This is a genomic window from Microbacterium sp. (genome assembly GCF_036566905.1).
Lineage (GTDB): Bacteria > Actinomycetota > Actinomycetes > Actinomycetales > Microbacteriaceae > Microbacterium.
Genome location: NZ_DATCVK010000037.1, coordinates 1 through 25,624 on the forward strand (window position 1 = coordinate 1; position 25,624 = coordinate 25,624).

Sequence of the window (25,624 nt, forward strand, 5' to 3'; positions counted from 1 at the left end):
CTGCGGCGGTGCCCGTGCTCTGCGCGCGACCCTTGGCCGCGGCATCCGTCATCACACCGGCGAAGGACCCGGTCAGGCCCTTGAGCGCCTCGGTGAACTCGCTCGGGATGATCCAGAGCTTGCTCGACGCGCTGTCGGCGATCTTCGGGAGCGTCTGCAGGTACTGGTACGCCAGCAGCTTGTCGTCGGGGTTGCCGGAGTGGATCGCGTCGAACACGGTCTGGATCGCCTCGGCCTCGCCCTGCGCGCGCAGCACCGCGGCCTGCTTGTCGCCCTCGGCCTTGAGGATCTCGGCCTGCCGACGGCCCTCGGCCTCGAGGATCTGGGATTGCTTCGAGCCCTCGGCGGTAAGGATCGTCGCGCGACGCTCGCGCTCGGCGCGCATCTGCTTCTCCATCGAGTCCTGGATCGAGTGCGGCGGGTCGATGGCCTTCAGCTCGACACGGGAGACGCGGATGCCCCACTTGCCGGTGGCCTCGTCCAGCACCACGCGCAGCTGGCCGTTGATGTTGTCGCGGCTGGTGAGCGCCTCTTCGAGGTTCAGCCCGCCGACCACGTTGCGGAGGGTGGTCGTGGTCAGCTGCTCGACGGCACCGAGGTAGTTCGCGATCTCGTAGGTGGCGGCACGCGCGTCGGTGACCTGGAAGTACACGACGGTGTCGATCGAGACGACGAGGTTGTCCTCGGTGATCACGGGCTGCGGCGGGAACGAGACGACCTGCTCGCGCATGTCGATGAGCGGACGCAGACGGTCGATGAAGGGCACAAGCAGGTTGAGGCCCGGCATGAGGGTCTTGTGGTAGCGGCCCAGACGCTCGACGACGCCGGCACTGGCCTGCGGGATGATGCGGACGGATCGGAAGATGACCACCAGCACGAAGATGAAGACCGCGATCGCAAGGATCCAGCCGATCACCGCGGGGATGGTGGATGCGAAATCGTTCATACGAGCGGGTCCTCAGGTGCAGGTGTCGGGGGAGTGGGGGAGTCGGAGCGCACCACCGCGGTCGCGCCGTCGATGCGGCTCACGCGCACCGGCATGCCCGGGTCGAGGTCGCCGGATTCGGTGCGGGCGGTCCAGATGTCGCCGTTGGCGAGCTTGACCTGCCCGCCGTGCGCGCCGACCGAAGAGACGACGGTGCCGCGCAGTCCGATGAGGGCGTCGACGTTGGAGGGCGTCGGGTCTTCGCCACGGCGGAGCCGCCGCAGCAACGGCGGTCGCAGCAGCAGCACGAGGATCGCAGCGACGCCGGCGGCGATGATCACCTGAAGCCAGATCGGGGCACCCAGAAGGTCCGTGATCAGACCGGCCAGACCGCCGATGCTGAGCATCAGGAACGTGAAGTCGAGCGTGAGCATCTCGATGACGAGGAAGACCAGGATCAGCACCAGCCAGCCGATCCACGCCCACTGTTCGACGGTCTCGATGAGCTCCACGATGCGCCTCCTACGCTCGAACCTAGCAGGTAGGGTCTACACGTGACTGAGACATCCAACCCGCTTCCCGAGAGTTCCCTGAGCGGCAAGATCGCACTCGTGACGGGCTCGTCGCGCGGCATCGGCGCGGACACCGCGCGCTACCTCGCACAGGCCGGCGCGAACGTCGTCATCAACTACCGCAACAAGGCTCCGAGGGCTGAGAAGCTCGCGACGGAGCTGCGCGAGCTCGGTGTGCAGGTGCTCGTCGTCGGTGCGGATCTCACGGATCCGGCATCCGTCCAGGCGATGTTCGACGAGGTGGCCCGCACGTTCGGAGCGCTCGACATCCTCGTGCTCAACGCGTCGGGAGGCATGGAGTCCGGCATGGCCGAGGACTATGCGCTGCTGCTCAATCGCGACGCCCAGGTGAGCGTGCTCGAGACCGCGCTGCCGCTTCTCGGTGAGGGCTCGCGCGTCGTCTTCGTCACGAGCCACCAGGCCCACTTCATCCGCACGACGCCGACGATGCCCGAGTACGAGCCGGTCGCGCTGTCGAAGCGCGCCGGCGAGGACGCGCTGCGCGAGCGGATTCCGGCGCTGACCGAGCGCGGCGTCGAGTTCGTGGTCGTCTCGGGCGACATGATCGAGGGCACCATCACCGCGACGCTGCTCGAGCGTGCGAACCCGGGCGCGATCGCCGCCCGCCGCGAGGATGCCGGCAAGCTCTACAACGTCTCAGAGTTCGCCGCCGAGGTCGCCCTCGCCGCGCTCGAGCCCGTGCCCGCCGACAACACGCGTCTCGTCGGCGACGTCACGTCGTTCGGGGCGGAGTGATCGATGCGGGCACAGGACATCGAGACCCTCGTCTCCGTCGGACGCCCCGAGATCGCCGCTGACGGCTCGTTCGCCGTTTTCGCGTCCTCGCGTCCCGACATCGCCGCCAACCGGGCCGTCGGGCAGCTCTGGAGGGTAGACCTTCCGGGCGGCGCCCCGCGCCGCCTCACCCGCGGCGTCGCCGACGGCTCTCCGAAGCTCTCGCCCGACGACTCCCGCATCGCGTTCACGCGCCCCGACGCCAAGGGCAAGCCCCAGGTGCACGTTGTGGCGGCGGGCGGCGGCGAGCCGGTGCAGGCCACCGACGCGACTCTCGGCGTCGAGGACTTCAGGTGGTCGCCCGACGGCGCCTCGATCGCCTACCTCGCGCGCGTTCCCGAGAAAGGCCGCTATGGCAGCGTGGAGGGGCTGGATGCCGCGGCCGAGGCGCCGCGGCACATCACGGGCATCCGCTGGCACGCGAACGGTCTCGGCTACATCGGCGACCGGCCGGCGCACGTCTTCGTGATCGCGGTTCCGGAGCCGGACTCCGAGCCGTTCTACGAGCCTGCCGCTGCTGTGCGCGCCGACGATGCGACGCCGCCGAAGAAGACCCTCGTGGCCGCCGAGGCGCGTGCGCTGACCGAAGGTGCGACATCCCACGGCGGCCTGGCGTTCACCGCCGACGGCCGCGAGGTGCTGACGGTTCCCGACGACATCGAGGCGGATCGCCGCGACCTGCGCAACCGCCTCGTCGCGATCGCCGTCGACGGCTCGGGCGAGCGAGAGCTGCTGTCAGTCGACGCGGGCCTCTCGCTGTCGGCGCTGGACGTCGCCGACGACGGCACCATCACCCTGCTCGCCAACGAGGTCGGAGACGGCGTCGACTTCGTCGCACCGGCTGTCGGTCTGTGGCTGCTCGAAGAGAGCGGTCCGGTCCGGATCACGGATGCCGAGACGATCGATCTCGGTGAGGCAGGCAGCCACATCACCGCGGTCGGCGACGGCTTCCTGGTGCAGGACCGTACGCGCGGCCGCGTGCGGCTGGTCCGTGTCGGCCGCGACGGCGCCCTCTCCGAGGTCCTCGGCGGCGACGTCGAAGTGACCGGCCACGCCGCCGGAGGCGACCACGTCGTCGCCGCCGTGGCGCGCCCCGACTCATTCGGCGAGCTCGTGCTCCTCGAGGACGGCGGGGCCCGCAGCCTGACCTCGTTCGGCGCGCCCGCCGCGGCATCCGGCATCGCTCTACCGCGCGAGCTGACGGTGACGGGTCGCGACGGCTATCCGGTGCACGGCTGGATCGCCGCACCCGTCGGCGAAGGACCGTTCCCGGTCATCCTGCAGATCCACGGCGGGCCGTTCGCGTCGTACGGGGTGCACCTGTTCGACGAGACGCAGGTGCTCGTGGATGCCGGCTACGCCGTGGTCTACTCGAACCCCCGCGGCTCGGCGGGCTATGGGCGAGCGCACGGTCGCAGCATCCGTCAGCAGATGGGCACCGTCGACTTCGCCGACGTCATCGACTTCCTCGACGGAGCCATCGCCGACGACGCGCGCCTGGACGGCGAGCGGGTCGGCGTGATGGGCGGCTCGTACGGCGGCTACCTCACCGCCTGGGTGATCGCGAACGACCACCGCTTCGCCGGCGCGATCGTGGAACGCGGCTTCCTCGAGCCGCTGTCGTTCCAGGGCACGAGTGACATCGGCTCGTTCTTCGGCGACGAGTACGTGGGGATCTCGGCCGAGGACATCGCCCGGCAGAGCCCCATGGCCGTCGTCGGCCAGGTGACGACGCCGACCCTCGTGATGCACTCGGAGCTCGACTTCCGCTGCCCGCTGGAGCAGGCGACACGGTACTACGCGGCCCTCAAGCGCCAGGGCACCGAGGCCGAGCTGCTGGTGTTCCCCGGTGAGAACCACGAGCTCACGCGCTCGGGTCAGCCCCGTCACCGCATCGAGCGGTTCGACGCGGTGCTCGACTGGTGGCACCGGCACCTGCCGGTCGACTGATCGCTGACGCACGAAGACGCCGGCCCCGGGAGCGATCGCTCCCGGGGCCGGCGTCCGTTCGGTCTCGGATCAGATGTCGCCCTTGAAGGTGAAGGCGCGCACGATGTTGATGATGCCGAGGACGATGAGCGAGATGCCCAGGATCCACCAGAGCACGATGACGCCCCAGATCGGCGAGAACAGCACGATGATGCCCGCGACGATGCTCAGGATGGCGAAGAAGATCGACCAGCCCTTCGAGGCGGCGTCACCGAGCGTCGACAGCGCGACGATGCCCTCGACGATCCACATGATTCCGATGAGGATGCCGAGGAACAGCGCGAGCCACGCGGTCGTCTGACCGATGTTGAACAGCGCCACGACGCCGGCGATGATGAACAGGATGCCGAGCGCGATGTGGCCGACACGCGCCCATCCGCCCTTCGTCTTCGAGAAGATGCCGAGTCCGGCGTAGACGAGCCCGGCGGCGATCGCGTAGATCGCGATGATGACGGTGACCACGGCGGCGGTCTTTCCCGGCCAGACCAGGATCAGGACGCCGACGATGAGTGCGAGGACGCCGCCGACGCCGAGCGCCGTGCGGATCCCGTTGACGGCCGACTTCTCGGCTTCGGATGCAGTAGACATGGGGGCCTTTCTGAGAGTTCCCTGTATGTGGTGCGGCTAAAGCTTAGACCCCTTGTCGAACTTGGCGACGAGCGTGAACGTGTGTTGCCGGATGCCCATCGCACCAGCGGCGCGAGGCGCGCTACCGTGAGCGTGCGTGACCGTGAGTGTGCGCCTCAGCACGCCGCACAGGAGGAGGGGTTCGATGGCCGTCGTCTCGAGGGGTTTCGGAGCACGGCGTCGCGAGAGCGATCCGCGACTGCCGCCCGGCCAGTATCTGACCGAGGACTTCCCGGTGCTGTCGGCCGGGCCCACGCCCCGCATCGATCTGGATGAGTGGCGGTTCGGCATCCGCACCGAGGGCGGTGGGGAAGTCTCCTGGACGTGGGACGAGTTCCAGGCGCTGCCGATCGAGGACGTCGACACAGACATCCACTGCGTCACGCGCTGGTCGAAGCTCGGCACCTCGTGGCGGGGCGTGTCGCTGGACACCCTGCTCGACGGAGTCGAAACGGATGCGGCGTACGCCATGGCGCACTCGTACGGCGGCTACACCACGAACATCCCGCTCGACGAGCTGCGCGAGGGCCGGGCGTGGGTCGCGTTCGAGTTCGACGGCGAACCGCTCGACCCCGAGCATGGCGGACCGGCGCGACTGCTCGTGCCGCACCTCTACTTCTGGAAGAGCGCGAAGTGGGTGCGCGGCCTCACGCTGATGGACGACGACGAGCCCGGCTTCTGGGAGCAGAACGGCTACAACATGCACGGCGATCCCTGGACCGAGGAGCGGTATTGGTGACGGTCGGGGGCTGGCAGCCCGCTCGCGTGGTCGAGGCCGTCGGTGCAACGCCGTCCGCTCGCCTGCTGCATCTGCAGGTGCCCGGGTGGCCCGGGAATGACGCGGGTCAGCACGTCGACATCCGGCTCACGGCGGAGGACGGCTATCAGGCCGTGCGGTCTTACTCGATCGGGTCGTACGGGCCCGGCGAGACCATCGAGCTCGCCGTGGACGAGATCCCCGACGGCGAGGTGTCGCCCTACCTCGTGCGCGACGTGCTGCCGGGCGACGAGCTCGAGGTCAAGGGTCCGCTGGGCGGCTACTTCGTCTGGCGGCCCGGGGGAGCGGAGCCGGTGCAGCTGATCGCGGGCGGCTCGGGCATCGTGCCGCTGATGGCGATCGTGCGTGCGGCGACGGATGCCGGGGCCGCGGCATCCGTGCGGCTGCTGTACTCGGTACGCACCATTGAAGACGCGATATATCGCGATGAGCTGGAACGTCAGGCGACGGACGGGGGAGTGGGCCTCACCTGGAGGTACACGCGAGCCGCACCCACCGGCTGGCAGGGACCCGTGGGACGCATCGACGATGACGTGCTGCGTACCGCCACGTGGGAGCCCGGGCGGGAGCCGATCGTCTACGTGTGCGGCCCGACGGGTTTCGTCGAGCACGTCGCCGACGCGCTCGTCGGGCTCGGGCATCCGCCGGCCCGGATCAGGACCGAACGTTTCGGAGGTGCATGATGCGTGCGGAGATCGCGGCCAGTACGGTCGACGGCAACGCTGCTGCGGGGCTGCTGTGGGACGTGTTCGAGGCCGACGTCACGGCTCTGATCGCGGTGTGCGGCGGGTGCCACGAGGGCGCACCGGTCGCCGAGGCGATCGTCGAGATCGACGAGGCGGCGGCCATCGTGCGCTGCCGCTCCTGTACCCACACGCTGTTCACAGTGCTCAGGCACGAGGGCGGAGTGCGACTCGTGGTCGGCACCCTGCACGAGATCGTCCGGCCCTGATGCGGCGAGCGGCCGGAGCTATCCCAGCAGCAGGGTCACGAGGATGAGCACGGGGACGCAGCCGATCGTCGTCAAGAAGACGGTGTCGCGAGAGATCGTCTCGCCCACGTCGTAGCGCTGCGAGTAGTTGAACACGTTCTGCGCCGTCGGGAGCGCGGCGAGCACCGTCACGACGAGCACGTCGTGCGCGCCGAGGCCGAAGACGAATTCCGCCACCGCCCAGGCGATGACCGGCATGGCCACGAGCTTCAGGATGCTGGCGAGCACGATGTCGCGCCGGCGGCCCGAGGGCGCCAGCACCCGCTGCCCGTGCAGCGAGATGCCGTAGGCGATCAGGAGGATCGGCACGCACGCGTTCGCGATGAGCACGGCGGGCTGCATCACGATCGGCGGCAGTTCGATGCCCGACACCGACACGAGGGTGCCGAGCAGCGAACCGAGCACGATCGGGTTCGTGGCCACACGCGCGATCGCGCGCCACAGTGACGCGCGGGCGGTGGTGACGGCATCCAGGATCGCCATCGTGATCGGGGTGAACACCAGGAGCTGCATCAGGATGACCGGCGCCGGATACGCCGCGCTGCCGAGGAGGTACAGCGACAGCGGGATGCCGATGTTGTTGGAGTTGACCTGACCGGCGCTCAGCGCGCCGATCACGGTCTCGCCGACCGAGCGCCGCCAGGCGACCCGTGCGATCAGCACGTGCGCGAGGATCACCGCGACGGCGGCGATCGCCGACACCGGAAGCAGCGCCGAGAAGAGGGTCCGCACGTCCGCCTGCGCCAGCACGACGAACAGCAGGAACGGCGAGAGCACGAAGAACGTCAGCCGCGCGAGCACCGGCCGCGCGTGCTCGCCGAGGAGGTCGATGCGGCCGAGGATCCACCCGACGAGGATCGCCACGCCCACCACGACGAACCCGGTGAGCGACTCCAGCATGATCCGAGCCTAGGAAATCGTTCTCTCGGGAGCGAATCGCGCGTCACCGTCTGACAGACTGGCACGCGCCGAACCCAGGGAGCCATCGATGCCTGAACCCCGTGACCGCCCGACCCGCAAGATCGACCTGCTCGCCGCGCTGACAGCACCGGCTGCCGACGTTTGGGTGGCGACCGCGTCGACTGACGCCGCGCCGCACCTGGTGCCGCTGTCGCTGGCGTGGATCGACGACCGCGCGGTCATCGCCCTCGAGGAGCGCTCGGTCACGGCCCGCAACATCGGTGCATCAGGAGTCGCGCGCTTGGCAGCCGGACACACCCGCGACGTCGCGATGATCGACGCGGTACTCGAGCGCTCGGTGGGGGTCGACGACGACGAGTCGCTGGGCAGCGCGTACGCGGCACAGGCCGACTGGGACCCGCGCGGACTCGACGGATACGTGTTCCTCGTCTTGCGACCGACGCGCATCCAGGCGTGGCGGGAGTCGAACGAGCTGGCCGGACGCGTGCTCATGCGCGACGGTACCTGGGTGGTCTGAGCGTCGACCCCGGTGCCGGCTGGTCCTCGAGGATGGCGCGGGTGTCAGTGGTGATGAGCCTGCTCCGCCGGGGAGCTCTCCGCCGCCTGGCCGAGATCGTCGACGTGGCCGGCGCGGATTCGGGGCCACTGCGAGGTCGGGCGCCCCTTCAGGCTCATCTGCTGCCCGCGCGTGTCGAACTGCTTCGGCCAGCCTGTGGGGGAGTCCTCCCAGAACTCCTGCCGGCCGTACACGGTGAGGTCCATCAGCGCGTATGAGGGTGCCATGCGCTCGTTGCCGCGACCGGTCGTCCAGTAGGTCTCGTAGACGCGGTCGCCGTCGCGCAGATAGCAGACCAGCATCCCGAATTCCCGGCCGGCAACCAACCGGTCGAACGATTCCGCAGGTACGGCGTACCAGGGCATCGTCCAGCCCATGAAGTCCCTGTAGCGCGAGCTCGCCCCGTAGGGACCCTCGCAGAAGGTCGCGTACGTGATGTCGCGCGAGTTCAGATAAGACAGCTCGTTCATGTGGCTGGTCGAGAATGTGCACCCGACGCACTGCTCGGCCGCAGGTTTCCCGTCGTGCCACATGTGAAAGTACGCGATCAGCTGAGAGCGCCCCTCGAAGACGTCGATGAGCGGTACGGGACCGTCGGCGCCGATCACCGGCGTCGTCGGGTCGACCTCGACCATCGGCAGCCGACGACGTTCTGCAGCGAGTTCGTCCCCGGCGCGCGTGTATGCCTTTTCTTTTACAAGCAGGTCGTCGAGTCGTCTCTGCCACTCGCTGCGGTCGGCGATCTCCGGCAGCGGCCGGGCGCCGGAAGGGGTTTCTGTCATGGCCCATCTCTAGTGCCGGGCCGGAAGGGGCGCAATGGGCTTGTGTGCCAGAATGCGCCGATAATGCACATTATGTCAGTTCGTGAAGACCCGACGTGTGAGACCCCACAGCGTCGGACGAGTGCTGCAGCTTCGTGAGCAGCGCGACCAGCATCCCCTCCTCCTCGCCGGACAGCGGTGCGACGACGTCCCGCTGCGCAGCTGCCAGGGCGTCCTCCAGCCGCGGCAGCACGTCCCGGCCGGCATCGGTCAGGTTGACGATGTTGCGGCGACCGTCCGCCGGATCCGGCTCCCGGCGGATCAGCTCACGCGCCGACAGGTTGTCCAGGGCGACGGCGACGTCCTTGCGGTCGAGATCGAGATGGCGGCCGATCTCGACCTGGCTCACTCCCCCATGCTCGTCGAGCACCGCCAAGGTGCGGTAATGCACGGGCCGCAGCGCGAAGGGCGCGAAAGCGCGTTGGAGGATGTCCTGCGCGCGCGCATTCGCTCGGCTGAGCAGCCAGGTGGGCAGGTCAACGACTCGAGTCAGCACGCGATCCAGCATAGGAGTTGTTGGAACGCCCAACAATAGATATCGTTGGCCATTCCAACGAACAAGGAGAACTCATGACCCCTTTCGGACCGCAACTGCTGGGCGAAACGGAAAAGGCTCTCGGAGGCGTACTCGCTCGTGTCCTCGACAACACCGGCCTGACGGAACGGCAATGGGTCGCCCTCCGCCTGGCCGGACAGAACGACGGGCGGACAGAACTGGTCGGGCTCATCTCCGATCGGGCGCATTTCGCCGACGCCGAGCGGATCGTGACTTCGCTCACCGACCGGGGGCTGATCATCGGCAATCGCCTCTCCCCTGCGGGACAGACACTGCTCGAAGAGCTCCAGGCCAGCGTCGACTCGGTGGCGGCGCCCATCTGGCGCGACCTTCCGCCGAGCGACGTGGCGGCGGCAGAGCGGCTGCTCAACACTGTGGCGGGCAGGGCACGGAGCGTGCTTGCCGAATGGGAGTCCTGACGGCAGTTCCCGCGACGCTCCGCCAGGCAGTTCCGTCCCGTCTCCTGTGGGCCCACGTGCGCGAGTGACGGCTGGGCGGCTGGTGTCACTCGTCTCCAACCCTCGGGTCAGGGTCAGCGTGGCGAACCATGACGGTTCGCCGATGGCAACCCCCTCCCCTTTGCTGCGCTGTCGACGCGGTGGACTCCGCCTCGACCCCATACGCGGTGTTGACGACTCACCGCGCGAAAGGAGTCGAGAAGAGCGGACAGCTCCCCGCGCGTCGGCGACCATGGCCAGGCCCTCAGCCGCCGAACTCGGCGACGATGACGATAGGTGTCTGGTTGGCGTCGCAGAGCTGACGGATCTGCGTGAACGCTGCTTCTGTTCCGATGAGTGCGGCGCCCACCTCCTGCGATGGATCGCTCACGACGTCGCGCATCGCCTCGTAGCTCTCGGCGAATGCGGGATCAGAGGTTTGCGTCGCGGCGGCGAGATCCTCCGAGGCCCGCTCGACTCGCGCCCGCCACGCCGCTTCGTCGAACGCGCCATAGTACGCGTAACCCGTGTCGGCGTTCACCAGCGCGCTGTAGATCTCGGAGAACCGCTCGCATTCTGCGGTGACCGCTGCGTTCTGCTCGAACTCGGCCGTCGAGAATCGGGCCTGCGCCATCCATTCGACGTTCTCGGGCACCGTGACGTGCAGGACAGGCGCAGTGCGCTCGAGAATCGGCCATCCAAGGCTGTGGGAGCCGTCGCAGGTGCCGGTGAGGGGTGCCTGACCGAGCATCATCGAATCGCCGAGCTCGACGGAGAAGGGGCCGCCGCCCGCGCATTCGAAGTCGAGGGCGAGCGAACGCGCATCTTCGGGGATCGCGATCGGGACGTCGGAGGACTCCGAGGGTGCGCCGACGCCTGACAGGGTCTCACCACTCGTGTCGGAGGCCCCCGCCTCCGATGAAGCGTCATTGCCTGCCGTTGCCGGCGCCGGGGACGCGCAACCTCCCAGCAGAAGCAGGACCGCAGTGCCGGCGAGCATGACGCCCATGAGCTTCGAACGATCGGTGGATGAGGTGGTCGGAGCGGTCATCGGTCTCCTTCGCGGACGCCTGACGAGATGTCTATCAGTCAGGGCACGCGCTCGCCGGGAACAGGGCACGCACCTGGGGATGAGTCGCCGTCGATGCCGTCACACGAGTCCGGGCTTGTCGTCGAAGAGACACCGTCTGGCAGACTTCCGGGATGCCGAACTACGACGTCCTCACCCGGCTCTGGCCCGCATCCGCCGTTCGCGTGAGCGCCGGCGACCTCGAGCTGCGCTGGATCGATGACGAGCTCCTGGTCGAGCTCGCCGACGTGGCGGGGCGCGGCATCCATGATCCCGAGGCGATGCCGTTCGAGCACCCGTGGTCGCGCGGCTCGGCCGATGAGGTCGCGCGCAGCGTGCTGGCCTACCAGTGGGGAATCCGCAATCGGATCTCGCCCACCGCGTTCGTGCTCGAACTGGGCGTGCTGCACGACGGGGTACCCGTGGGGATCCAGGGACTCACCGCGAAGGACTGGCCGGTGCTGCGGAGTGTCACGACGGGATCGTGGCTCGGACGCTCGCACCAGGGACGCGGTATCGGGACTCGGATGCGGATGCTGGCTCTGCATCTGGCCTTCGAAGGTGTGGGTGCGCGAGAGGCGATGTCAGGGGCGTTCGTCGACAACGGCGCCTCGAACGCCGTGTCGGAGCGTGTGGGATACGAGCGGGACGGAGCGTTCCACGTCGCCCGCGAAGGCGCCGCCGTCGTTCACAATCGCTATGTCATGTCGCGCGAGCGTTGGGAGTCGGTTCGGTCGGACCACACCCAACGTCTGGGCGGCGCTGTCGAGCTTCACGGGATCGAGGGCCTCCGGGCACAGCTCGAGCCGGTCCAACCTGGCGCTGGGGCCAGACAGCACTGACCGCGGGCGCGCCATAGCGCCCGCGGTCAGCGTGTTCGTCAGAGGCCTGCGGCGTCGTCGGTCGAGCTCGTGCTCTGGCGGGTCACCCGCTCGTTGGCAGTCGGGTCGACCGCCGTGTGGGTGACGGACTCCGACCGGCGGCGGCGCGCCAGCAGAACGATGCCGACGATGAAGATGACGGCTCCGGCACCCATGAGGATGTAGCCGATCATGTCGAGATTCACCCATTCGACCTCGACGTTCACCGCGAACGCGAGGATCGCGCCGATGGCGAAGAGGGCGATGCCTGCTCCGATACTCATGCGAGGTGTCCTTTCCGGGGCACGGCGATCAGCCCTCCCCTGTTCCGGGACGCGTTGTCCCGCCTCTAACGCTGGCGCATCCGCCCGCGTCGGAAGAAGGGGTTGACAAACGGCGGAAGCGTTCGCCCGCGTTTCGCGATGCGCCTCCGAGCGGCTCTGTCCGGGTGAGGGCATCCGCGGCGGCGACTACTGTGGAATGGTGCACAGTCTGTCCCGTCCCCGAGCGACGGGGCCGGGACTGCGAGCCTGGGCGATCTGGACGGTCGGGGTCGCGGCGTACGTCCTCGCGATCACGAACCGCTCGTCGCTGAGCGCGGTCGGCGTCGACGCGGCCGCCCGGTTCGACGCCGACGCGGCGACCCTGTCACTGTTCGCGGTCGTCCAGCTGGCGGTGTACGGCGGCATGCAGATTCCCATCGGCGTGCTCCTCGACCGCTATGGAGCACGCCCGATCATGACGGTGGGGATGCTGCTGATGGCGGTCGGGCAGCTCACCATGGCCGTCTCCCCCAGCGTCGGCGTCGCGATCCTCGCTCGCATGCTGCTGGGCGCCGGCGACGCTGCGATCTTCCCCGGCGTGCTGCGTCTCATCGCCACCTGGTTCCCCGCCCAGCGCGGACCCATCATGGTGCAGCTCACCGGCATCGTCGGGCAGTCCGGACAGCTTGTCGCGCTGATCCCCCTCGCCGCGCTGCTGCACGCCACGTCGTGGACGATCACGTTCGGCAGCATCGCCGGCCTCGGCGTGCTGTTCGCGATCCTCGTGTTCCTCCTGATCCGCAACCACCCGCCCGACCGCGACGAGGACGTGTCGGTCGACACCGACACCGGCGCGATCCGGGTCGTGACATCCTCCGTCGACACCGGGGTCGGTATCCGTGCGGCATGGGCTCATCCGGGCACGCGACTGGCGTTCTGGTCGCATTTCACCACGCCGTTCGCCGGCACCGCATTCGTGCTGCTGTGGGGCATGCCGTTCCTCACCGCGGGCGAGGGGCGCACCACGGCAGAGGCTGCCTCCATCATGTCGCTGTACGTCGTGGTGGGCATGGCGCTGGGACCGATCATGGGCGAGCTCTCGCGGCGGGTGCCGCACCTGCGATCTCGTGCACTCGTGCTTCCGACGGTGGCCGTCCAGGCCGTCGCCTGGCTCGCGGTGATCGCCTATCCGGGGCCGGCGCCGCTCTGGCTGCTCCTCGCGCTGGCGGTCGCGTTGGCGACCGGCGGTCCCGCGTCCATGATCGCGTTCGACCATGCGCGCACCCACAACCCGTCGCATCGCCTCAGCACCGCCACAGGGGTGACCAACGCGGGCGGCTTCCTCGCCGCGCTGCTGGCGATCCTTCTCATCGGCCTCGCGCTCGACGTGCAGGGCGCCGGCACACCGGCCACCTACAATCTCGACGCCTTCCGGATCGCGTTCCTCATGCAGGTGCCGCTCTGGCTCCTCGGCGGCGCGTTCATCGTGATAGAGCGCAAGCGCACCCGCATCCGGCTCGGGTTGGAGCCGCCGCGCGCGCCGCGTCGCCGGCGCTGACCGCTTCCGACGGGATGTCGAGCAGAACGTCCCGGCGAGTCGGGGCGCCAGATCGGTACTGTGACCTTAATCGGCTCCACAGCAGGGACCGATCGAAAGGATGCCCGTGTCCGCTCCCCTCTTCATCGCCGCGGAGGTCCGGGAGGCCGTCGCGGCCGGTGAGCCGGTGCTCGCGCTCGAGTCCACGATCTTCACTCACGGACTCCCGCGCCCGCGAAACCTCGATGTCGCCCTCGAAGCCGAAGCGCGTGTGCGCGCGTTCGGCGTCGTACCCGCGACCATCGGCGTGGTGGACGGCCGCCCCACCGTGGGGCTCTCCCCGGACGAGATCGAGCAGCTCTCGACCGCGGACGACGTCGTCAAGGCGAGCGTCCGCGACATCCCCGTCGTCGCCGTGAAGGGACTGAGCGCCGGCACCACGGTCGCGGCGACCGGGTACCTCGCGTCGCGCGCCGGTCTGCGCGTCTTCTCGACGGGCGGCCTCGGCGGTGTCCACCGCGGTGCCCCGCAGACGTTCGACGAGTCGGCAGACCTGCTGACGCTGGCCGGCCTGCCGCTCGTCGTGGTGAGCGCGGGCGTCAAGTCGATCCTCGACATCCCCCTCACGCTGGAACGTCTCGAGACGCTCAACCTCGCCGTCGTCGGCTATCGCACCACCGACTATCCCGGCTTCTACATCGCCGACTCGGGGCACGACATCGAGTACTCGGTGGACTCCCCCGCCGAGATCGCGGCGATCGCGCGCATGCGCGACGGTCTCGGCATCTCGTCCACGCTGCTGGTCGCCAACCCCGTCGCCGCCGAGCGTCAGCTGGATCCGGCCCTGCACGACGATGTGCTCGCACGTGCGCTCTCCGCCGCGAATGCGAGGGGCGTCTCGGGCCACGACACGACGCCGTTCCTCCTCGATTTCCTCCAGCGCGAGACCGGAGGTCGCAGCCTGGACGTCAACGTCGAGGTGTATCGAGGCAACGTCGGTCTCGGTGCGCGCATCGCACTGGCCCTCGCGGACACCGCCGGATGATCGTCGTGATCGGCGATCTCGTCGCCGACCTGATCGTGCTGGGCGGGGCGGCGCTCGAGCGCGGCACCGACAACCCGGCGGAGGTGCGCCTCACGCGAGGAGGCAGCGCCGCCAACGTCGCCGCTGCGGCCGCGCCGCGGCATCCGTCGCGCTTCATCGGCTGCGTGGGAGACGACACGCTCGGGCACGCCCTGGTCGGCGAGCTCGAGGCCGCGGACGTCGATGTCAAGGTGCAGCGCGGTGGCCGCACCGGGTCGATCGTCGTTCTCGTCGACGCCGCCGGCGAGCGCACGATGATCACCGACCGCGGTGCGGCGGCGGAGCTCGGCCCGGTCGATCCCGCGTGGATGGCGGGCGCCGAGTGGGTGCATCTGCCGCTGTACGGCTTCGCGTCGACCCGCTCGAGAGATGCGGTGACGGATGCCGCGACCCGTGCCGCCGCGCGAGGCGCCCGCGTCAGTCTCGATCTGTCGAGCGTGGCGACTCTGCGAGATCTCGGCGGCGCAGAGCTGCAGCGCGTTCTCACGGAGGTCCGCCCTGACGTCGTCTTCGCCAACGAGGATGAGGCACGCCTGACGGCCGGACTCGATGTCGAGCCGGAAGGGGTCTACGTCGTCAAGCGCGGCGCCGAACCAGTGCTCGTCCGGGTGAACGGGTGCGCGCACGCTGTGGCCGTCGAGAGAGCCGACGACGTGCTGGACTCGACCGGAGCCGGGGACGCCTTCGCGGCGGGGTACATCCTCGCGGCGCTCGGCGGCGCTGACGCGTGCGAGAGCGCCCGGGCGGGCAGTGTGCTCGCGATGAGCGCACTGCGCCGTCCGGGCGCACTCTGATCCAGCCCGCGTGGGCTCAGGCCCTCTGGAGCTGCGCCAGCACGTCCTCGATGTCGTCGATGAAGGCGTTGTAGCCGGCGATGGTGGCTGCGACCTGCTCGTCCGAGAAATCGCTGCGGTCTTGGCGGATGGTGAGCACCGTGCCGTCGCCGGTCTCTTCGAGGTCGAACAGCACGGGCAGTCCGGCGTCGTCGCCCGGCTGGTCGGTCAGAGTCATCGCCAGATGCGACGGTGGTTCGACCACCTGGTACTCCCCCGCCCAATCGATCCGGTTGCCGTCCGGCAGCAGCATGACCGCACGGAAGGCGCCGCCCGGGCGCACGTCCATCGTCAAGGTGTCCTGGGGCACCTCGACGGCCGCCGTGCCGAACCACACGGCGAAGTGCTCGGGCTTGGTCAGCGTCTCGAACACCAGCTCGCGGGGCGCCTGCAGCGTGCGCGTGACGGTGAAGTACTCAGTCATGGTCGTTCTCCTTCTCGGTAGGTGCGGCGTCGCCGCCTGTCGGTGTGTCGGTACGGGTGCCCAGCTGCTGCAGGGCGTTGAGATAGTGGTCCAGGGCGCCCAGGCTGTCCTCCCAGAACTGCGCGTAGCCGCCGATCCAGTCGGATGCCGCCGCCAGAGGACGAGCGTCGAGCCGGGCCGGCCGGTACTGGGCGTTGCGGCCTCGCGTGACCAGCCCCGCTCCCTCGAGCACGCGCAGGTGCTTCGACACCGCGGCGAACGTCATGTCGAACGGTGCCGCGAGCTCCCCCACGGTCGCCTCCCCTTCGCTCAGCCGCGCGAGGATCGCGCGCCGGGTCGGATCGGCGAGCGCCGAGAACGTCAGGCTCAGTGCGTCCGTCATCTCGCCTCCTTGTTCAACTGATAAGTACAATACTAGTTGGTTGAATATGCGTCAAGACCGCTGTCCGAGGTGCCGAGTACGGTGACGGGCATGCCCCGAGTGATCTTCTACACCGCCACCACGCTCAACGGCTTTCTCGCCGACGATCAGGACTCGCTCGAGTGGCTCTTCGCCGCCGCGGGCGGGGAAGGCGGTGATGACGGCTTCCAGCGCTTCCTCTCCGGCATCGGCGTGCTGGTGCAGGGTTCGTCGACCTACCGCTGGGTGCTGGAGCACGAGGACCTCGTGGCGCACCCCGAGAAGTGGCCGTCCTACTACGGCAGCCGGCCGACATGGGTGTTCACCAGCAAGGAGCAGCCGGTGGTGCCGGGCGTCGACATCCGTTTCGCCTCCGGAGAGGTCCGCGACGTCTGGCCCGAGATCCGCGACGCGGCGGGTGAGCGGGATGTCTGGGTCGTGGGCGGCGGTGATCTCGCCGGCCAGTTCGCCGACGCGGGCCTCCTCGACGAGATCCGGGTCTCCATCGCGCCGGCGACCCTGTCTTCGGGCAAGCCGCTTCTCCCCCGCAACCTCGGCGCCGACCGCCTCGAACTGACCTCGGTGCGCCAGGCCGGTGTCTTCGCCGAGTTGACCTACGCGGTGACCGGCGGGGCATCCTGAGCAACAGGCGCTACGCAGAACCCGCCGCGCTGGTGAGTCGCGTTCGCGGTCAGTGCGCGCGGGGTGCGAACTCGGTCCACTGACCGAACTTCGCCTCGCGGCCATCGCCCGAAGACGTGCCGGTCAGGCGCCGGCGCACCCAGGGACCGACGTGCTCGCGATAGTACGCCGCGCCACGGGCGCCCCTCGGTGGCAGCGGCGGCAGCGACCACCATTCCTGCGGAACCGGCTCCACGCCCAGAGCGTCCAGGACGCGGGCGGCGACGCGATGATGGCCACGCGCGTTCATGTGCAAACGGTCCTCCGACCAGTAGGGCGGGGTCGCGAGCTCCTCGTCGAACCAGTTGTACGCCTGCACGACGTCGGTGCGCGATGCCAGGCGCTTCTCCACGGCGTGGGAGAGCAGATCTCCGCGCCGCTGGATGACGCGCCGCAGCGGCAGCTGCCCGGTGGGGTTCGCCCCCGAGAGGACGATGAGGTGCACGCCCTCCTCGTCGCAGCGGCGGACCACCGTCTCGAACGCGGCGAGGACGTGCGCGATGCTCGTCCGGGGTCGCAGCATGTCATTGCCGCCGCCGTTGAACGAAAGGTGGGTCGGGTTCAGGGCGAGAGCCGGTTCCAGCTGCTGCTCGACGATCGGCCACACGAGCTTGCCGCGGATCGCCAGGTTGGCGTACTCGATCGGCTCGCCGGCGGCGTCGGCCCATCCCTGCGCCACGAGGTCGGCCCAGCCGCGGACGTGCCCGTCGGGGAGCTCGTCGCCCACGCCCTCGGTGAAGGAGTCGCCGATCGCGACGTATCGAACGGATGCCACGGGCTCCAGCCTACGGCCGGCCCGGCGTGCGTCCGGCCAGGGTCATCGGTCGTCGAGCGCCACGCCGCGGCGGTCGACGAGTCCCCATGCGGCTGCGGCCGCGATGGCGAAGAAGATGGCGAACACCACGAAGAGCACCGGGGCGCCCCCGGCCAGCAGCAGCGGCGGCACGACCAGCGGCGCGACGATGGATGCGATGCGTCCGACGCCCGCAGCCCATCCGGTGCCGGTCGCCCGCAACGAGGTGGGGTACATCTCGGGGGTCACGGCGTACAGCGCGCCCCAGGCGCCGAGGTTGAAGAACGACAGCGCCATGCCCGCCGCGATGATCGCTCCCGGCCCCGCCGCGGTGCCGAAGAAGACGGCGGACACCGCCGAGCCGACCAGGAACACCGAGAGCGTCAGTCGGCGCCCCCACACCTCGATCAGCCACGCGGCCACCGCGTAGCCCGGCAGTTGAGCGAGGGTGATCACCAGGGTGAAGCCGAATGAGCGTACAAGGTCGTACCCCTGCGCCACCAGGATCGAGGGAATCCAGATGAATGCGCCGTAGTACGAGAAGTTGACGCAGAACCAGACGAGCCAGAGGCACGCGGTGCGCACACGGAACTCTCGGGCCCACAGCGCGCCCAAGCGCTGCCGGAGAGACGTCGCCGCGGCGGGAGGCGCGTCGGCGCGAGCGAGCGATGACGTCGGCGCGTCGGATCCTGCCGCCTCCTCGAAGGTGTGCACGACGGACTCGGCCTCGGTGAAGCGGCCGCGGCGCTCCAGCCAGCGTGCTGATTCAGGCAGCCCCCACCGCACGATGAGCGCGTACGCCGCCGGGATCGCCCCGAGCGCGAAGGCCCAGCGCCACCCGTTCTCGGACGCCGGGATGACGAAGTAGCCGATGAGTGCCGCGAGCGTCCAGCCGACCGCCCAGAATGCCTCGAGGATCACGATGAGCCGGCCGCGCATGCGAGCCGGTGCGAACTCGCTGACGTAGGTGCTGGCGACCGGCAGCTCGGCACCGAGCCCCAGGCCGACGAGGAAGCGCAGGACGAGAAGTGCCGCCAGCCCGCCGACGAGCGCACTCGCGCCCGTCGCCACGCCGTACACGAGGAGCGTCAGCGCGAACACCTGGCGTCGCCCGAAGCGGTCGGCCAGGAGCCCGCCGACACTCGCCCCGACGGCCATGCCGACGAAGCCGATCGACGCGATCCACGCCGTCTCGCTCGGAACCAGGTCCCACTGCGCGGCCAGCGCGGCGATCACGAACGAGATGAGCCCGACGTCCATCGCATCCAGGGCCCACCCGATCCCCGAACCGGTGAGCACGCGCAGGTGCACGCGGGTGAACGGCAGTCGGTCGAGCCGCTCCGAGAGCGTCGACGTGCGGGGTCCGGCATCCGTCATAGCGTCATGCTACGGATGCCGGAGCCCGAGCGGGCGCTACGACAGCATGTCGCGGACACGCGGGGCGACCTCGGTGCCGAACAGCTCGATCGAGCGCAGCATCTTCTCGTGCGACAGCGTCCCGGTGGAGAACTTCATGTCGAAGCGCGTCGCGCCCAGCGTCTGCACGGTGTCGGCGATCTTGCGGGCGACCGTCTCGGGTGAGCCGACGTACAGCGCGCCTTCGGGACCGACGTCGTGCTGGAAGCGCAGGCGGTTGTATGTCGGCCAGCCGCGCTCGCGTCCGATCGAGTTGTTCATCGCCTCGAAGCCCTCGTACGCCTCGTCCCACGCCTGCTGGTCGGTCTCGGCGATGTGGCCCGGCGAGTGCACGCCGACGGGAAGCTGCGGCTGGTCGAAGGTGTCGAGCGACCGGCGATAGAGGTCTGCGAAGGGCCGGAAACGTGCGGCGGGGCCGCCGATGATCGCGAGCATGAGGCCGTAGCCGTACCGGGCGGCGCGGACGGCCGACTCGGGCGTGCCACCGACGCCGACCCACGCGCGCAGTCCGTTCTCGGTCTTGGGGAACACGTCTGCCGCGTCCAGCGGGGCGCGCAGGGTGCCGCTCCACGTGACGGGCTTCTCGGTCAGCAGCTGCGAGAACAGATCGAGCTTCTCGTCGAAGAGTGCCTCGTAATCGCGCAGGTCGTAGCCGAACAGCGGGAACGATTCGATGAACGACCCCCGGCCGAGGATGACCTCGGCACGGCCGTTCGACACCGCATCGAGCGTCGAGAACCGTTCGAACACCCGCACCGGGTCGTCGCTCGAGAGCACGGTGACGGCAGTGCCGAGATGGATCCGCTCAGTGCGCGCGGCCGCGGCGGCCAGTACGATCTCGGGGCTGGAGACGGCGAACTCGCGGCGGTGGTGCTCCCCCACCCCGAAGAACGACAGGCCGACCCGATCGGCCAGGACGGCCTGCTCGACGACGTTGCGGATCGTCTGCGCGCCGCTGATCAGCTCGCCGGAGGCGTCGCGGGTGACGTCGCCGAAGGTGTCGAGTCCGAGCTCGAGGGTGGCGGGGTCGATGGAGGTCATGGTCTTCTCCTTCTATTCGCTTGCATGAACCTACGGCGCGACTGCGGCATTCCCCGAGACGCACGGCCGCCGCGAGCGTAGCGTGGTGGGCATGGCCCTCTTCGCGGATCGCCGCGCCGCCGGACGAGAGCTCGCCGCCGGGCTCGCGGAGTGGCGAGGGACGGATGCCGTGGTCCTGGGCATCCCCCGCGGGGGCGTCGTCGTCGCCGCGGCGGTCGCCGAAGGGCTGGGACTCGAGCTCGACGCCGTCGTGGTGCGCAAGCTCGGAGCGTCCGGGCACGAGGAGTTCGCCGTCGGAGCGATCGCCGACGGGGTTCGCATCGTGACGCCCGACGCCGTGCGCTGGGCCGGCATGTCAGCGAAGGACCTGGAACGGGTCGAGGCGGCAGAGCGCGACGAACTGGCACGGCGGACGGACGTCTACGGTTCGCGCTTCGTGGACCTGACGGGGCGGACCGCCCTCGTGGTGGACGACGGCGTGGCGACGGGCGCGACCGCCGTCGCCGCCTGCCGCGCGGTGCGTGCCCGCCATCCCGACCGGGTCGTGCTTGCCGTGCCTGTCGCACCCGAACGTTTCATCGCACCGGCGGACGCGGTCGACGACTTCGTGTGCCCGCACCGCGAATCCGACTTCTGGGCCGTGGGCGAGTACTACGAGCACTTCGGGCAGACGAGCGACCGTGAGGTGGTGGCGCTGTTGCTGGCCGCTTCGACAGGCTCAGCGACCGGAGAAGGTCACTGAGCCCGTCGAAGGGCCGTCACTGAGCCTGTCGAAGGGTCAGCGCGAGAGCGCCATGCGCAGCGTGTCGAGTCCGACGCCGCCGAGATCGAGGGCGCGCTTGTGGAACTTCTTGATCGAGAAGTCATCACCCTCGCGCTCGGCGACCTCGTCGCGCAGCTGCTCCCAGATGCGCTGGCCGACCTTGTAGGACGGCGCCTGACCCGGCCAGCCGAGGTAGCGGTTCACCTCGAACCGGACGAACTCGTCGGGCATGTTGACGTTGCGCAGCATGAACTCGAGGGCGAAGTCCGCGTCCCACGGCCCCTGACCGTCGGGACGCGGCTTCTCGAGGTGCACGCCGATGTCGAGCACGACGCGGGCCGCGCGCATGCGCTGGCCGTCGAGCATGCCGAGCCGGTCCGCGGGATCGGAGAGGTAGCCCAGCTGCTCCATGAGGCGCTCTGCATACAGGGCCCAGCCCTCGGCGTGCCCCGACGTCCCGGCGAGGAGGCGGCGGTAGGTGTTCAGCTGTGCGCGGTTGTACACGGCCTGCGCGATCTGCAGGTGGTGGCCCGGGACGCCCTCGTGGTACACCGTCGTGAGCTCGCGCCACGTGTCGAACTCCTCGACGCCCTCCGGCACCGACCACCACATGCGGCCGGGACGCGAGAAGTCGTCGGTCGGGCCGGTGTAGTAGATCCCGCCTTCCTTCGTGGGCGCGATCATGCACTCGAGGCTGCGGATCGGCTCGGCGATGTCGAAGTGGGTCTTGCCGAGCTCGGCGATCGCGCGATCGCTGGTCTCCTGCATCCACTTCTGCAGGGCGTCTGTGCCGTACAGCTTGCGGCTGGCGTCCTCCTCGAGGAAGGCGACGGCCTCTTCGACGGAGGCGCCGGCCTTGATCTCGTTTGCGATGGACTCCTGCTCGGCGACCATGCGCGCGAGCTCCTCGGTGCCCCATTCGTAGGTCTCGTCGAGGTCGATGGTCGCACCGAGGAACCGGCGCGAGTGCAGCGCGTACAGCTCGCGGCCGACCGCGTCCTTCTCCCCCGCCGCCGGTGCCAGTTCGCCGCTCAGGAACGACGCGAGCTGGTCGTAGGCCACGCGCGCCGCGTTGGCGTTGTCGGCCAGGTCGCGGGCGAGGGATGCCGGGAGCTGCCCCTCTTCGGGAGCCGCCTCCGCGGCGAACGTCGCGAAGAATCCGCCGTCGGCCGTGTAGCGGGCGATCTGCGTGGCGACCTCGACCACCTGGCGCCGGGCGGGCACGACGCCCTGGTCGATCCCCTCGCGGAGTGTGGCGATGTAGCCGTCGATCGCACCGGAGACCGCGCCGAGACGCGTCGCGATCACCGACCAGTCGTCGGGGGTGGCGGTCGGCATGAGGTCGAACGCGGAACGGATGTTCTGCGCGTGCGAGGCGATCACGTTGATGTCGCGCAGATGCCACTTCGCATCGTGCAGGTCGAGCTCCAGCTGGATCTCTCGTGAGAGGTCGTCCTTCGTCACGGCGTCGACGTCGTCGGCGACGGCCGAGGCCTCGAGGGCGGCCAGTGTCTTGCGTCCCTCTTCTACGAGGCGCTCCTGACCGGCCGGGCTGTAGTCGCCGAAGCGGTCGTTGTACTCGGACCGACCGATGTAGGTCGCGAGCGTCGGCTCGAGCTCGGCGAGGGTGTCGACCCACGCATCAGCGATCTTGTCGATCTGCGTGGGCGTGCGGGTTTCGTCTGTCATGGCTCCGAGCCTAGGCATGAGACGCGGTACCGACAAACGAGAATCCCGGTCCGATCGCGAATCGCTCCGCGCAGCCCGATCAGTGGCCGGCGGCGTTCCAGTCGTCGCCGCGGCCGATCTGCACGTCCAAGGGCACCGAGAGCTGCGCCGCATCGCCCATGCGCGTGCGGACGATGTGCTCGGCGGCATCCCACTCCCCCGGGGCCACCTCGATCACGAGCTCGTCGTGGATCTGCAGAAGCACCCGGGAACGCAGCTCCTCCGCCGCGAAGTCGTCGTGGATGTGGAACAGCGCGATCTTCATGATGTCGGCCGCGCTGCCCTGGATCGGGGCGTTGAGGGCGGCGCGCTCGGCATTCTCTCGCAGCACGCGGTTGGGGCTGGCGAGGTCGGGGAACGGGCGGCGCCGTCCGAAGATCGTCTCGGTGTAGCCGTCGATGCGGGCCTGCTCGACCGATGAGCGCAGGTAGTCGCGTACGGCGCCGAAGCGGGCGAAGTACTCCATCATCAGCTGCTTGGCCTCGGCCTGCTCGATGCGCAGCTGCTTCGAGAGCCCGAACGCGGAGAGGCCGTAGACGAGGCCGTACGACATCGCCTTGACCTTCGTGCGCATCGCCGGTGTGACGTCTTCCGGCGCGACCCCGAACACCCGCGAGCCGACGAAGCGGTGCGTGTCTTCGCCGGAGTTGAACGCCTCGATCAGGCCGGGATCCTCCGAGAGGTGCGCCATGATGCGCATCTCGATCTGCGAGTAGTCGGCGGTGAGCAGCGTATCGTACCCTTCGCCCACCATGAACGCCGAGCGGATGCGGCGGCTCTCCTCGGTGCGGATGGGGATGTTCTGGAGGTTCGGGTCGGTGCTCGAGAGCCGGCCGGTCTGGCTGCCGGTCTGCACATACGTGGTGTGGATGCGTCCGTCCGCGCCGCTGGTGCGGTCGCCGCCGATCGCACTGTCGAGGGACTCGATGATCTGACGCAGCTTCGTCGCCTCGCGGTGCTGGAGCAGCAGATCGAGGAACGGGTGCGGGTTGGTCTCCTGCAGATCGGCCAGGACCGCGGCATCGGTCGAGTATCCGGTCTTGGTCTTGCGCGTCTTCGGCAGCTGCAGCTCTTCGAACAGGACCTCCTGCAGCTGCTTCGGCGAGCCGAGGTTGACCTCGCGACCGATGGCCGCGTAGGCCCGCAGAGCGAGGGCGTCCGCGCGTGCGCCGAGCTCGCCGGAGAACGCCGACAGCCGCTCGTGTGAGACGGCGACGCCGGCGAGCTCCATGTCGGCGAGCGTGTGCAGGGTCGGCAGTTCGATGTCGGTGAGCACAGCCGAGACGCTGTCGGGCAGCTCGGCCCGCACCGCACGGACGACGCGCACCAGGTACCACGACAGCTGGCCGGTGGTGGCGCCCTCGGTCTCGGGCACGAGCTGTGCCGGGTCGGCCTCGGGCAGCTTCTCGTCGAGGTAGCGGTCGACCAGATCGGCGAGCGTCTTGTCGGGGAAGCTCGGCCGCAGCAGCCAGCCGGCGACGATCACGTCGAAGGCCAGCCCGCCCACACGCAGGCCGGCGCGGCGGAGCGCCTTCACCTGGGGCTTCGCGTCGGCGAACGCCTTCGGCGCGTCGGACGCGAGCCAGGGCTCGAGTGCGGCGGCGAGCTCCGGGGTCCAGGATGCCTCGGCCGCGGCATCCGCCGTGGCCACGCCGATGCGCGCCGGCAGGCCGCCCTCGATGGCGATCGTCACGCCGAGCTCTCCGTCCCTGTTCGCGAGCCACGCGGCGAAGTCCGCTGGGGAGAGCTCCGTCGCGATCGGCGCGAGCTCGGCCGCGGCCGACGTGACAGCCGCCATCTGCTGCTCGATGCCGGCCAGCTCGGCGACCCGCGGGATCAGCGTCTTGAACTCGAGCCGCGAGAAGATGTCGCGAACGGCCTGCGCGTCCATCGGCTGGACTTCGAGGTCGTCCGGGCCGAGCGGCAGCTCGACGTCGGTCATCAGCCGGTTGAGACGGCGGTTGCGGCGGACGTCTTCGACGTGGTCTCGCAGGTTGCCGCCGACGACGCCCTTGATGGCGTCGGCGCCGTCGAGGAGTGCGTCGAGCGAGCCGAACTGGTTCAGCCACTTCACGGCGGTCTTCTCGCCCACCTTCGGCACGCCCGGCAGGTTGTCACTGGTCTCGCCGACGAGCGCCGCCACGTCGGGGTACATCTCGGGCGGCACGCCGTAGCGCTCGATGACCGCGTCGCGGTCGTAGCGCTTGAGCTGCGAGACGCCTTGCACGTTCGGATAGAGCAGGACGACGTCGTCGTTGACCAGCTGGATGGTGTCGCGGTCACCCGAGCACACGAGCACGCGGAAGCCCTTCTCGACGCCCTGCGTGGCGAGGGTCGCCAGGATGTCGTCGGCCTCGATGTCCTCCTGCTGGAGAACCCGGATGCTCATCGCGGCGAGGCAGTCCTGCAGCAGCGGGATCTGGCCCTTGAACTCGGAGGGCGTCTCGGAGCGATTGGCCTTGTACTCGGTGTATTCGCGGGTGCGGAAGGACTGGCGCGAGGTGTCGAAGGCCACGGCGAGGTGCGTCGGCTTCTCTGCCTTGATCAGGTTGATCAGCATCGCGAGGAACCCGTAGATCCCGTTCGTGTGCTGCCCGTCCTTCGTCGAGAAGTTGTCGACCGGGAGTGCGTAGAACGCCCGATATGCCAGCGAATGGCCGTCCACGACGAGAAGGGTAGGCTTTGCGGAGTCCGTCACCCTGCAAGCCTAGTCAGGGCGGACGACAGTCGATTTCCCCGTCGCAGCGCGCCACTGCCGACCCGA

General features: G+C 69.4%; 28 protein-coding genes. 13 read left to right on the plus strand and 15 right to left on the minus strand.

Features of this window, described 5'->3' with window-relative positions:
- Both VIP82_RS03740 and VIP82_RS03745 read right to left on the minus strand, forming a co-directional pair.
- Positions 1-946: SPFH domain-containing protein (locus VIP82_RS03740; protein WP_331905946.1), on the minus strand; the 946-nt coding region annotated here is incomplete at its 3' end.
- The gene (locus VIP82_RS03745; RefSeq protein WP_331905947.1) at positions 943-1,437 is read right to left on the minus strand and encodes an NfeD family protein; all 495 of its coding nucleotides are present in this window, start codon (positions 1,435-1,437) and stop codon (positions 943-945) included. The genes VIP82_RS03740 and VIP82_RS03745, both read right to left, overlap by 4 nt.
- A 42-nt stretch (positions 1,438-1,479) precedes the next feature.
- On the opposite strand from VIP82_RS03745, the gene VIP82_RS03750 reads away from it, so the two are divergent.
- Both VIP82_RS03750 and VIP82_RS03755 read left to right on the plus strand, forming a co-directional pair.
- Entirely contained in the window at positions 1,480-2,253 is a 774-nt protein-coding gene (locus tag VIP82_RS03750) for an SDR family oxidoreductase (RefSeq protein ID WP_331905948.1), read from the plus strand.
- 3 nt (positions 2,254-2,256) lie between these two features.
- Positions 2,257-4,242: a S9 family peptidase gene (locus VIP82_RS03755; RefSeq protein ID WP_331905949.1), complete on the plus strand. Its 1,986-nt coding sequence runs from the start codon at positions 2,257-2,259 to the stop codon at positions 4,240-4,242.
- Positions 4,243-4,311: 69 nt separating this feature from the next.
- Here the strand turns inward: VIP82_RS03755 and VIP82_RS03760 are convergent, their stop codons facing one another.
- A complete protein-coding gene (locus VIP82_RS03760) occupies positions 4,312-4,869 on the minus strand; it encodes an HdeD family acid-resistance protein (RefSeq protein WP_331905950.1) in 558 nt (185 codons plus the stop codon).
- 184 nt (positions 4,870-5,053) lie between these two features.
- Between VIP82_RS03760 and VIP82_RS03765 the strand changes: the two genes are divergently transcribed.
- Genes VIP82_RS03765 through VIP82_RS03775 form a run of 3 tightly spaced genes read left to right on the plus strand, consistent with a single transcriptional unit; the run spans position 5,054 to position 6,638 of the window.
- Positions 5,054-5,647 carry a sulfite oxidase-like oxidoreductase gene (locus tag VIP82_RS03765; RefSeq protein ID WP_331905951.1) on the plus strand — a complete coding sequence of 198 codons (594 nt, stop codon included), beginning with the start codon at positions 5,054-5,056 and terminating at the stop codon, positions 5,645-5,647.
- Positions 5,644-6,369: a ferredoxin reductase gene (locus VIP82_RS03770; RefSeq protein ID WP_331905952.1), complete on the plus strand. Its 726-nt coding sequence runs from the start codon at positions 5,644-5,646 to the stop codon at positions 6,367-6,369. Before VIP82_RS03765 ends, VIP82_RS03770 begins: the two co-directional genes overlap by 4 nt.
- Positions 6,366-6,638 (plus strand): DUF6510 family protein, encoded by a 273-nt coding sequence (locus tag VIP82_RS03775; protein ID WP_331905953.1) that lies wholly within the window; start codon positions 6,366-6,368, stop codon positions 6,636-6,638. The genes VIP82_RS03770 and VIP82_RS03775 overlap by 4 nt, the downstream gene beginning before the upstream one ends.
- A gap of 18 nt (positions 6,639-6,656) precedes the next feature.
- On the opposite strand, the gene VIP82_RS03780 is transcribed toward VIP82_RS03775, so the two are convergent.
- Positions 6,657-7,577, minus strand: coding sequence for an AEC family transporter (locus tag VIP82_RS03780; RefSeq protein WP_331905954.1), 921 nt, complete (start codon positions 7,575-7,577; stop codon positions 6,657-6,659).
- Between the two features lie 88 nt (positions 7,578-7,665).
- Here VIP82_RS03780 and VIP82_RS03785 point away from each other — a divergent pair, with 88 nt between their 5' ends.
- On the plus strand, positions 7,666-8,115 hold the full coding sequence (locus VIP82_RS03785; protein WP_331905955.1) for a pyridoxamine 5'-phosphate oxidase family protein: 450 nt from the start codon (positions 7,666-7,668) through the stop codon (positions 8,113-8,115).
- Positions 8,116-8,159: 44 nt separating this feature from the next.
- Here the strand turns inward: VIP82_RS03785 and VIP82_RS03790 are convergent, their stop codons facing one another.
- Positions 8,160-8,936 (minus strand): DUF899 family protein, encoded by a 777-nt coding sequence (locus VIP82_RS03790; RefSeq protein WP_331905956.1) that lies wholly within the window; start codon positions 8,934-8,936, stop codon positions 8,160-8,162.
- A gap of 70 nt (positions 8,937-9,006) precedes the next feature.
- Positions 9,007-9,483 carry a MarR family winged helix-turn-helix transcriptional regulator gene (locus VIP82_RS03795; RefSeq protein WP_331905957.1) on the minus strand — a complete coding sequence of 159 codons (477 nt, stop codon included), beginning with the start codon at positions 9,481-9,483 and terminating at the stop codon, positions 9,007-9,009.
- A gap of 62 nt (positions 9,484-9,545) precedes the next feature.
- On the opposite strand from VIP82_RS03795, the gene VIP82_RS03800 reads away from it, so the two are divergent.
- Positions 9,546-9,950: a winged helix DNA-binding protein gene (locus VIP82_RS03800; protein WP_331905958.1), complete on the plus strand. Its 405-nt coding sequence runs from the start codon at positions 9,546-9,548 to the stop codon at positions 9,948-9,950.
- A gap of 283 nt (positions 9,951-10,233) precedes the next feature.
- On the opposite strand, the gene VIP82_RS03805 is transcribed toward VIP82_RS03800, so the two are convergent.
- A complete protein-coding gene (locus tag VIP82_RS03805) occupies positions 10,234-11,019 on the minus strand; it encodes a hypothetical protein (RefSeq protein WP_331905959.1) in 786 nt (261 codons plus the stop codon).
- A 152-nt stretch (positions 11,020-11,171) separates the two neighbouring features.
- On the opposite strand from VIP82_RS03805, the gene VIP82_RS03810 reads away from it, so the two are divergent.
- Positions 11,172-11,879 (plus strand): GNAT family N-acetyltransferase, encoded by a 708-nt coding sequence (locus VIP82_RS03810; protein WP_331905960.1) that lies wholly within the window; start codon positions 11,172-11,174, stop codon positions 11,877-11,879.
- Between the two features lie 38 nt (positions 11,880-11,917).
- On the opposite strand, the gene VIP82_RS03815 is transcribed toward VIP82_RS03810, so the two are convergent.
- Positions 11,918-12,181: a DUF6458 family protein gene (locus tag VIP82_RS03815; RefSeq protein WP_331905961.1), complete on the minus strand. Its 264-nt coding sequence runs from the start codon at positions 12,179-12,181 to the stop codon at positions 11,918-11,920.
- A 199-nt stretch (positions 12,182-12,380) separates the two neighbouring features.
- Between VIP82_RS03815 and VIP82_RS03820 the strand changes: the two genes are divergently transcribed.
- The 3 genes from VIP82_RS03820 (at position 12,381) to VIP82_RS03830 (ending at position 15,575) form a co-directional block, all read left to right on the plus strand.
- Entirely contained in the window at positions 12,381-13,718 is a 1,338-nt protein-coding gene (locus tag VIP82_RS03820; protein ID WP_331905962.1) for an MFS transporter, read from the plus strand.
- 100 nt (positions 13,719-13,818) lie between these two features.
- Positions 13,819-14,742: a pseudouridine-5'-phosphate glycosidase gene (locus VIP82_RS03825; RefSeq protein WP_331905963.1), complete on the plus strand. Its 924-nt coding sequence runs from the start codon at positions 13,819-13,821 to the stop codon at positions 14,740-14,742.
- Positions 14,739-15,575, plus strand: coding sequence for a carbohydrate kinase family protein (locus VIP82_RS03830; protein ID WP_331905964.1), 837 nt, complete (start codon positions 14,739-14,741; stop codon positions 15,573-15,575). Before VIP82_RS03825 ends, VIP82_RS03830 begins: the two co-directional genes overlap by 4 nt.
- A 16-nt stretch (positions 15,576-15,591) precedes the next feature.
- On the opposite strand, the gene VIP82_RS03835 is transcribed toward VIP82_RS03830, so the two are convergent.
- Both VIP82_RS03835 and VIP82_RS03840 read right to left on the minus strand, forming a co-directional pair.
- Positions 15,592-16,038 carry an SRPBCC family protein gene (locus VIP82_RS03835; RefSeq protein WP_331905965.1) on the minus strand — a complete coding sequence of 149 codons (447 nt, stop codon included), beginning with the start codon at positions 16,036-16,038 and terminating at the stop codon, positions 15,592-15,594.
- Positions 16,031-16,420 carry an ArsR/SmtB family transcription factor gene (locus VIP82_RS03840; RefSeq protein WP_331905966.1) on the minus strand — a complete coding sequence of 130 codons (390 nt, stop codon included), beginning with the start codon at positions 16,418-16,420 and terminating at the stop codon, positions 16,031-16,033. Before VIP82_RS03840 ends, VIP82_RS03835 begins: the two co-directional genes overlap by 8 nt.
- A 90-nt stretch (positions 16,421-16,510) precedes the next feature.
- On the opposite strand from VIP82_RS03840, the gene VIP82_RS03845 reads away from it, so the two are divergent.
- Positions 16,511-17,080, plus strand: a complete 570-nt coding sequence (locus VIP82_RS03845; RefSeq protein ID WP_331905967.1) for a dihydrofolate reductase family protein — start codon at positions 16,511-16,513, stop codon at positions 17,078-17,080.
- Positions 17,081-17,129: 49 nt separating this feature from the next.
- On the opposite strand, the gene VIP82_RS03850 is transcribed toward VIP82_RS03845, so the two are convergent.
- The 3 genes from VIP82_RS03850 to VIP82_RS03860 are packed head-to-tail and all read right to left on the minus strand — an operon-like array spanning position 17,130 to position 20,369.
- Positions 17,130-17,894: an SGNH/GDSL hydrolase family protein gene (locus tag VIP82_RS03850; protein WP_331905968.1), complete on the minus strand. Its 765-nt coding sequence runs from the start codon at positions 17,892-17,894 to the stop codon at positions 17,130-17,132.
- A 42-nt stretch (positions 17,895-17,936) separates the two neighbouring features.
- Entirely contained in the window at positions 17,937-19,289 is a 1,353-nt protein-coding gene (locus VIP82_RS03855; RefSeq protein ID WP_331905969.1) for an MFS transporter, read from the minus strand.
- Between the two features lie 36 nt (positions 19,290-19,325).
- Positions 19,326-20,369 carry an LLM class flavin-dependent oxidoreductase gene (locus tag VIP82_RS03860; RefSeq protein WP_331905970.1) on the minus strand — a complete coding sequence of 348 codons (1,044 nt, stop codon included), beginning with the start codon at positions 20,367-20,369 and terminating at the stop codon, positions 19,326-19,328.
- Positions 20,370-20,460: 91 nt separating this feature from the next.
- Here VIP82_RS03860 and VIP82_RS03865 point away from each other — a divergent pair, with 91 nt between their 5' ends.
- Positions 20,461-21,111 carry a phosphoribosyltransferase gene (locus tag VIP82_RS03865; RefSeq protein ID WP_331905971.1) on the plus strand — a complete coding sequence of 217 codons (651 nt, stop codon included), beginning with the start codon at positions 20,461-20,463 and terminating at the stop codon, positions 21,109-21,111.
- A gap of 36 nt (positions 21,112-21,147) precedes the next feature.
- On the opposite strand, the gene VIP82_RS03870 is transcribed toward VIP82_RS03865, so the two are convergent.
- Together VIP82_RS03870 and polA are read right to left on the minus strand one after the other, a co-directional pair.
- Entirely contained in the window at positions 21,148-22,821 is a 1,674-nt protein-coding gene (locus tag VIP82_RS03870; protein WP_331905972.1) for a DUF885 domain-containing protein, read from the minus strand.
- 79 nt (positions 22,822-22,900) lie between these two features.
- Positions 22,901-25,558: a DNA polymerase I gene (gene polA, locus VIP82_RS03875; protein WP_331905973.1), complete on the minus strand. Its 2,658-nt coding sequence runs from the start codon at positions 25,556-25,558 to the stop codon at positions 22,901-22,903.
- Positions 25,559-25,624: the final 66 nt, after the last annotated feature.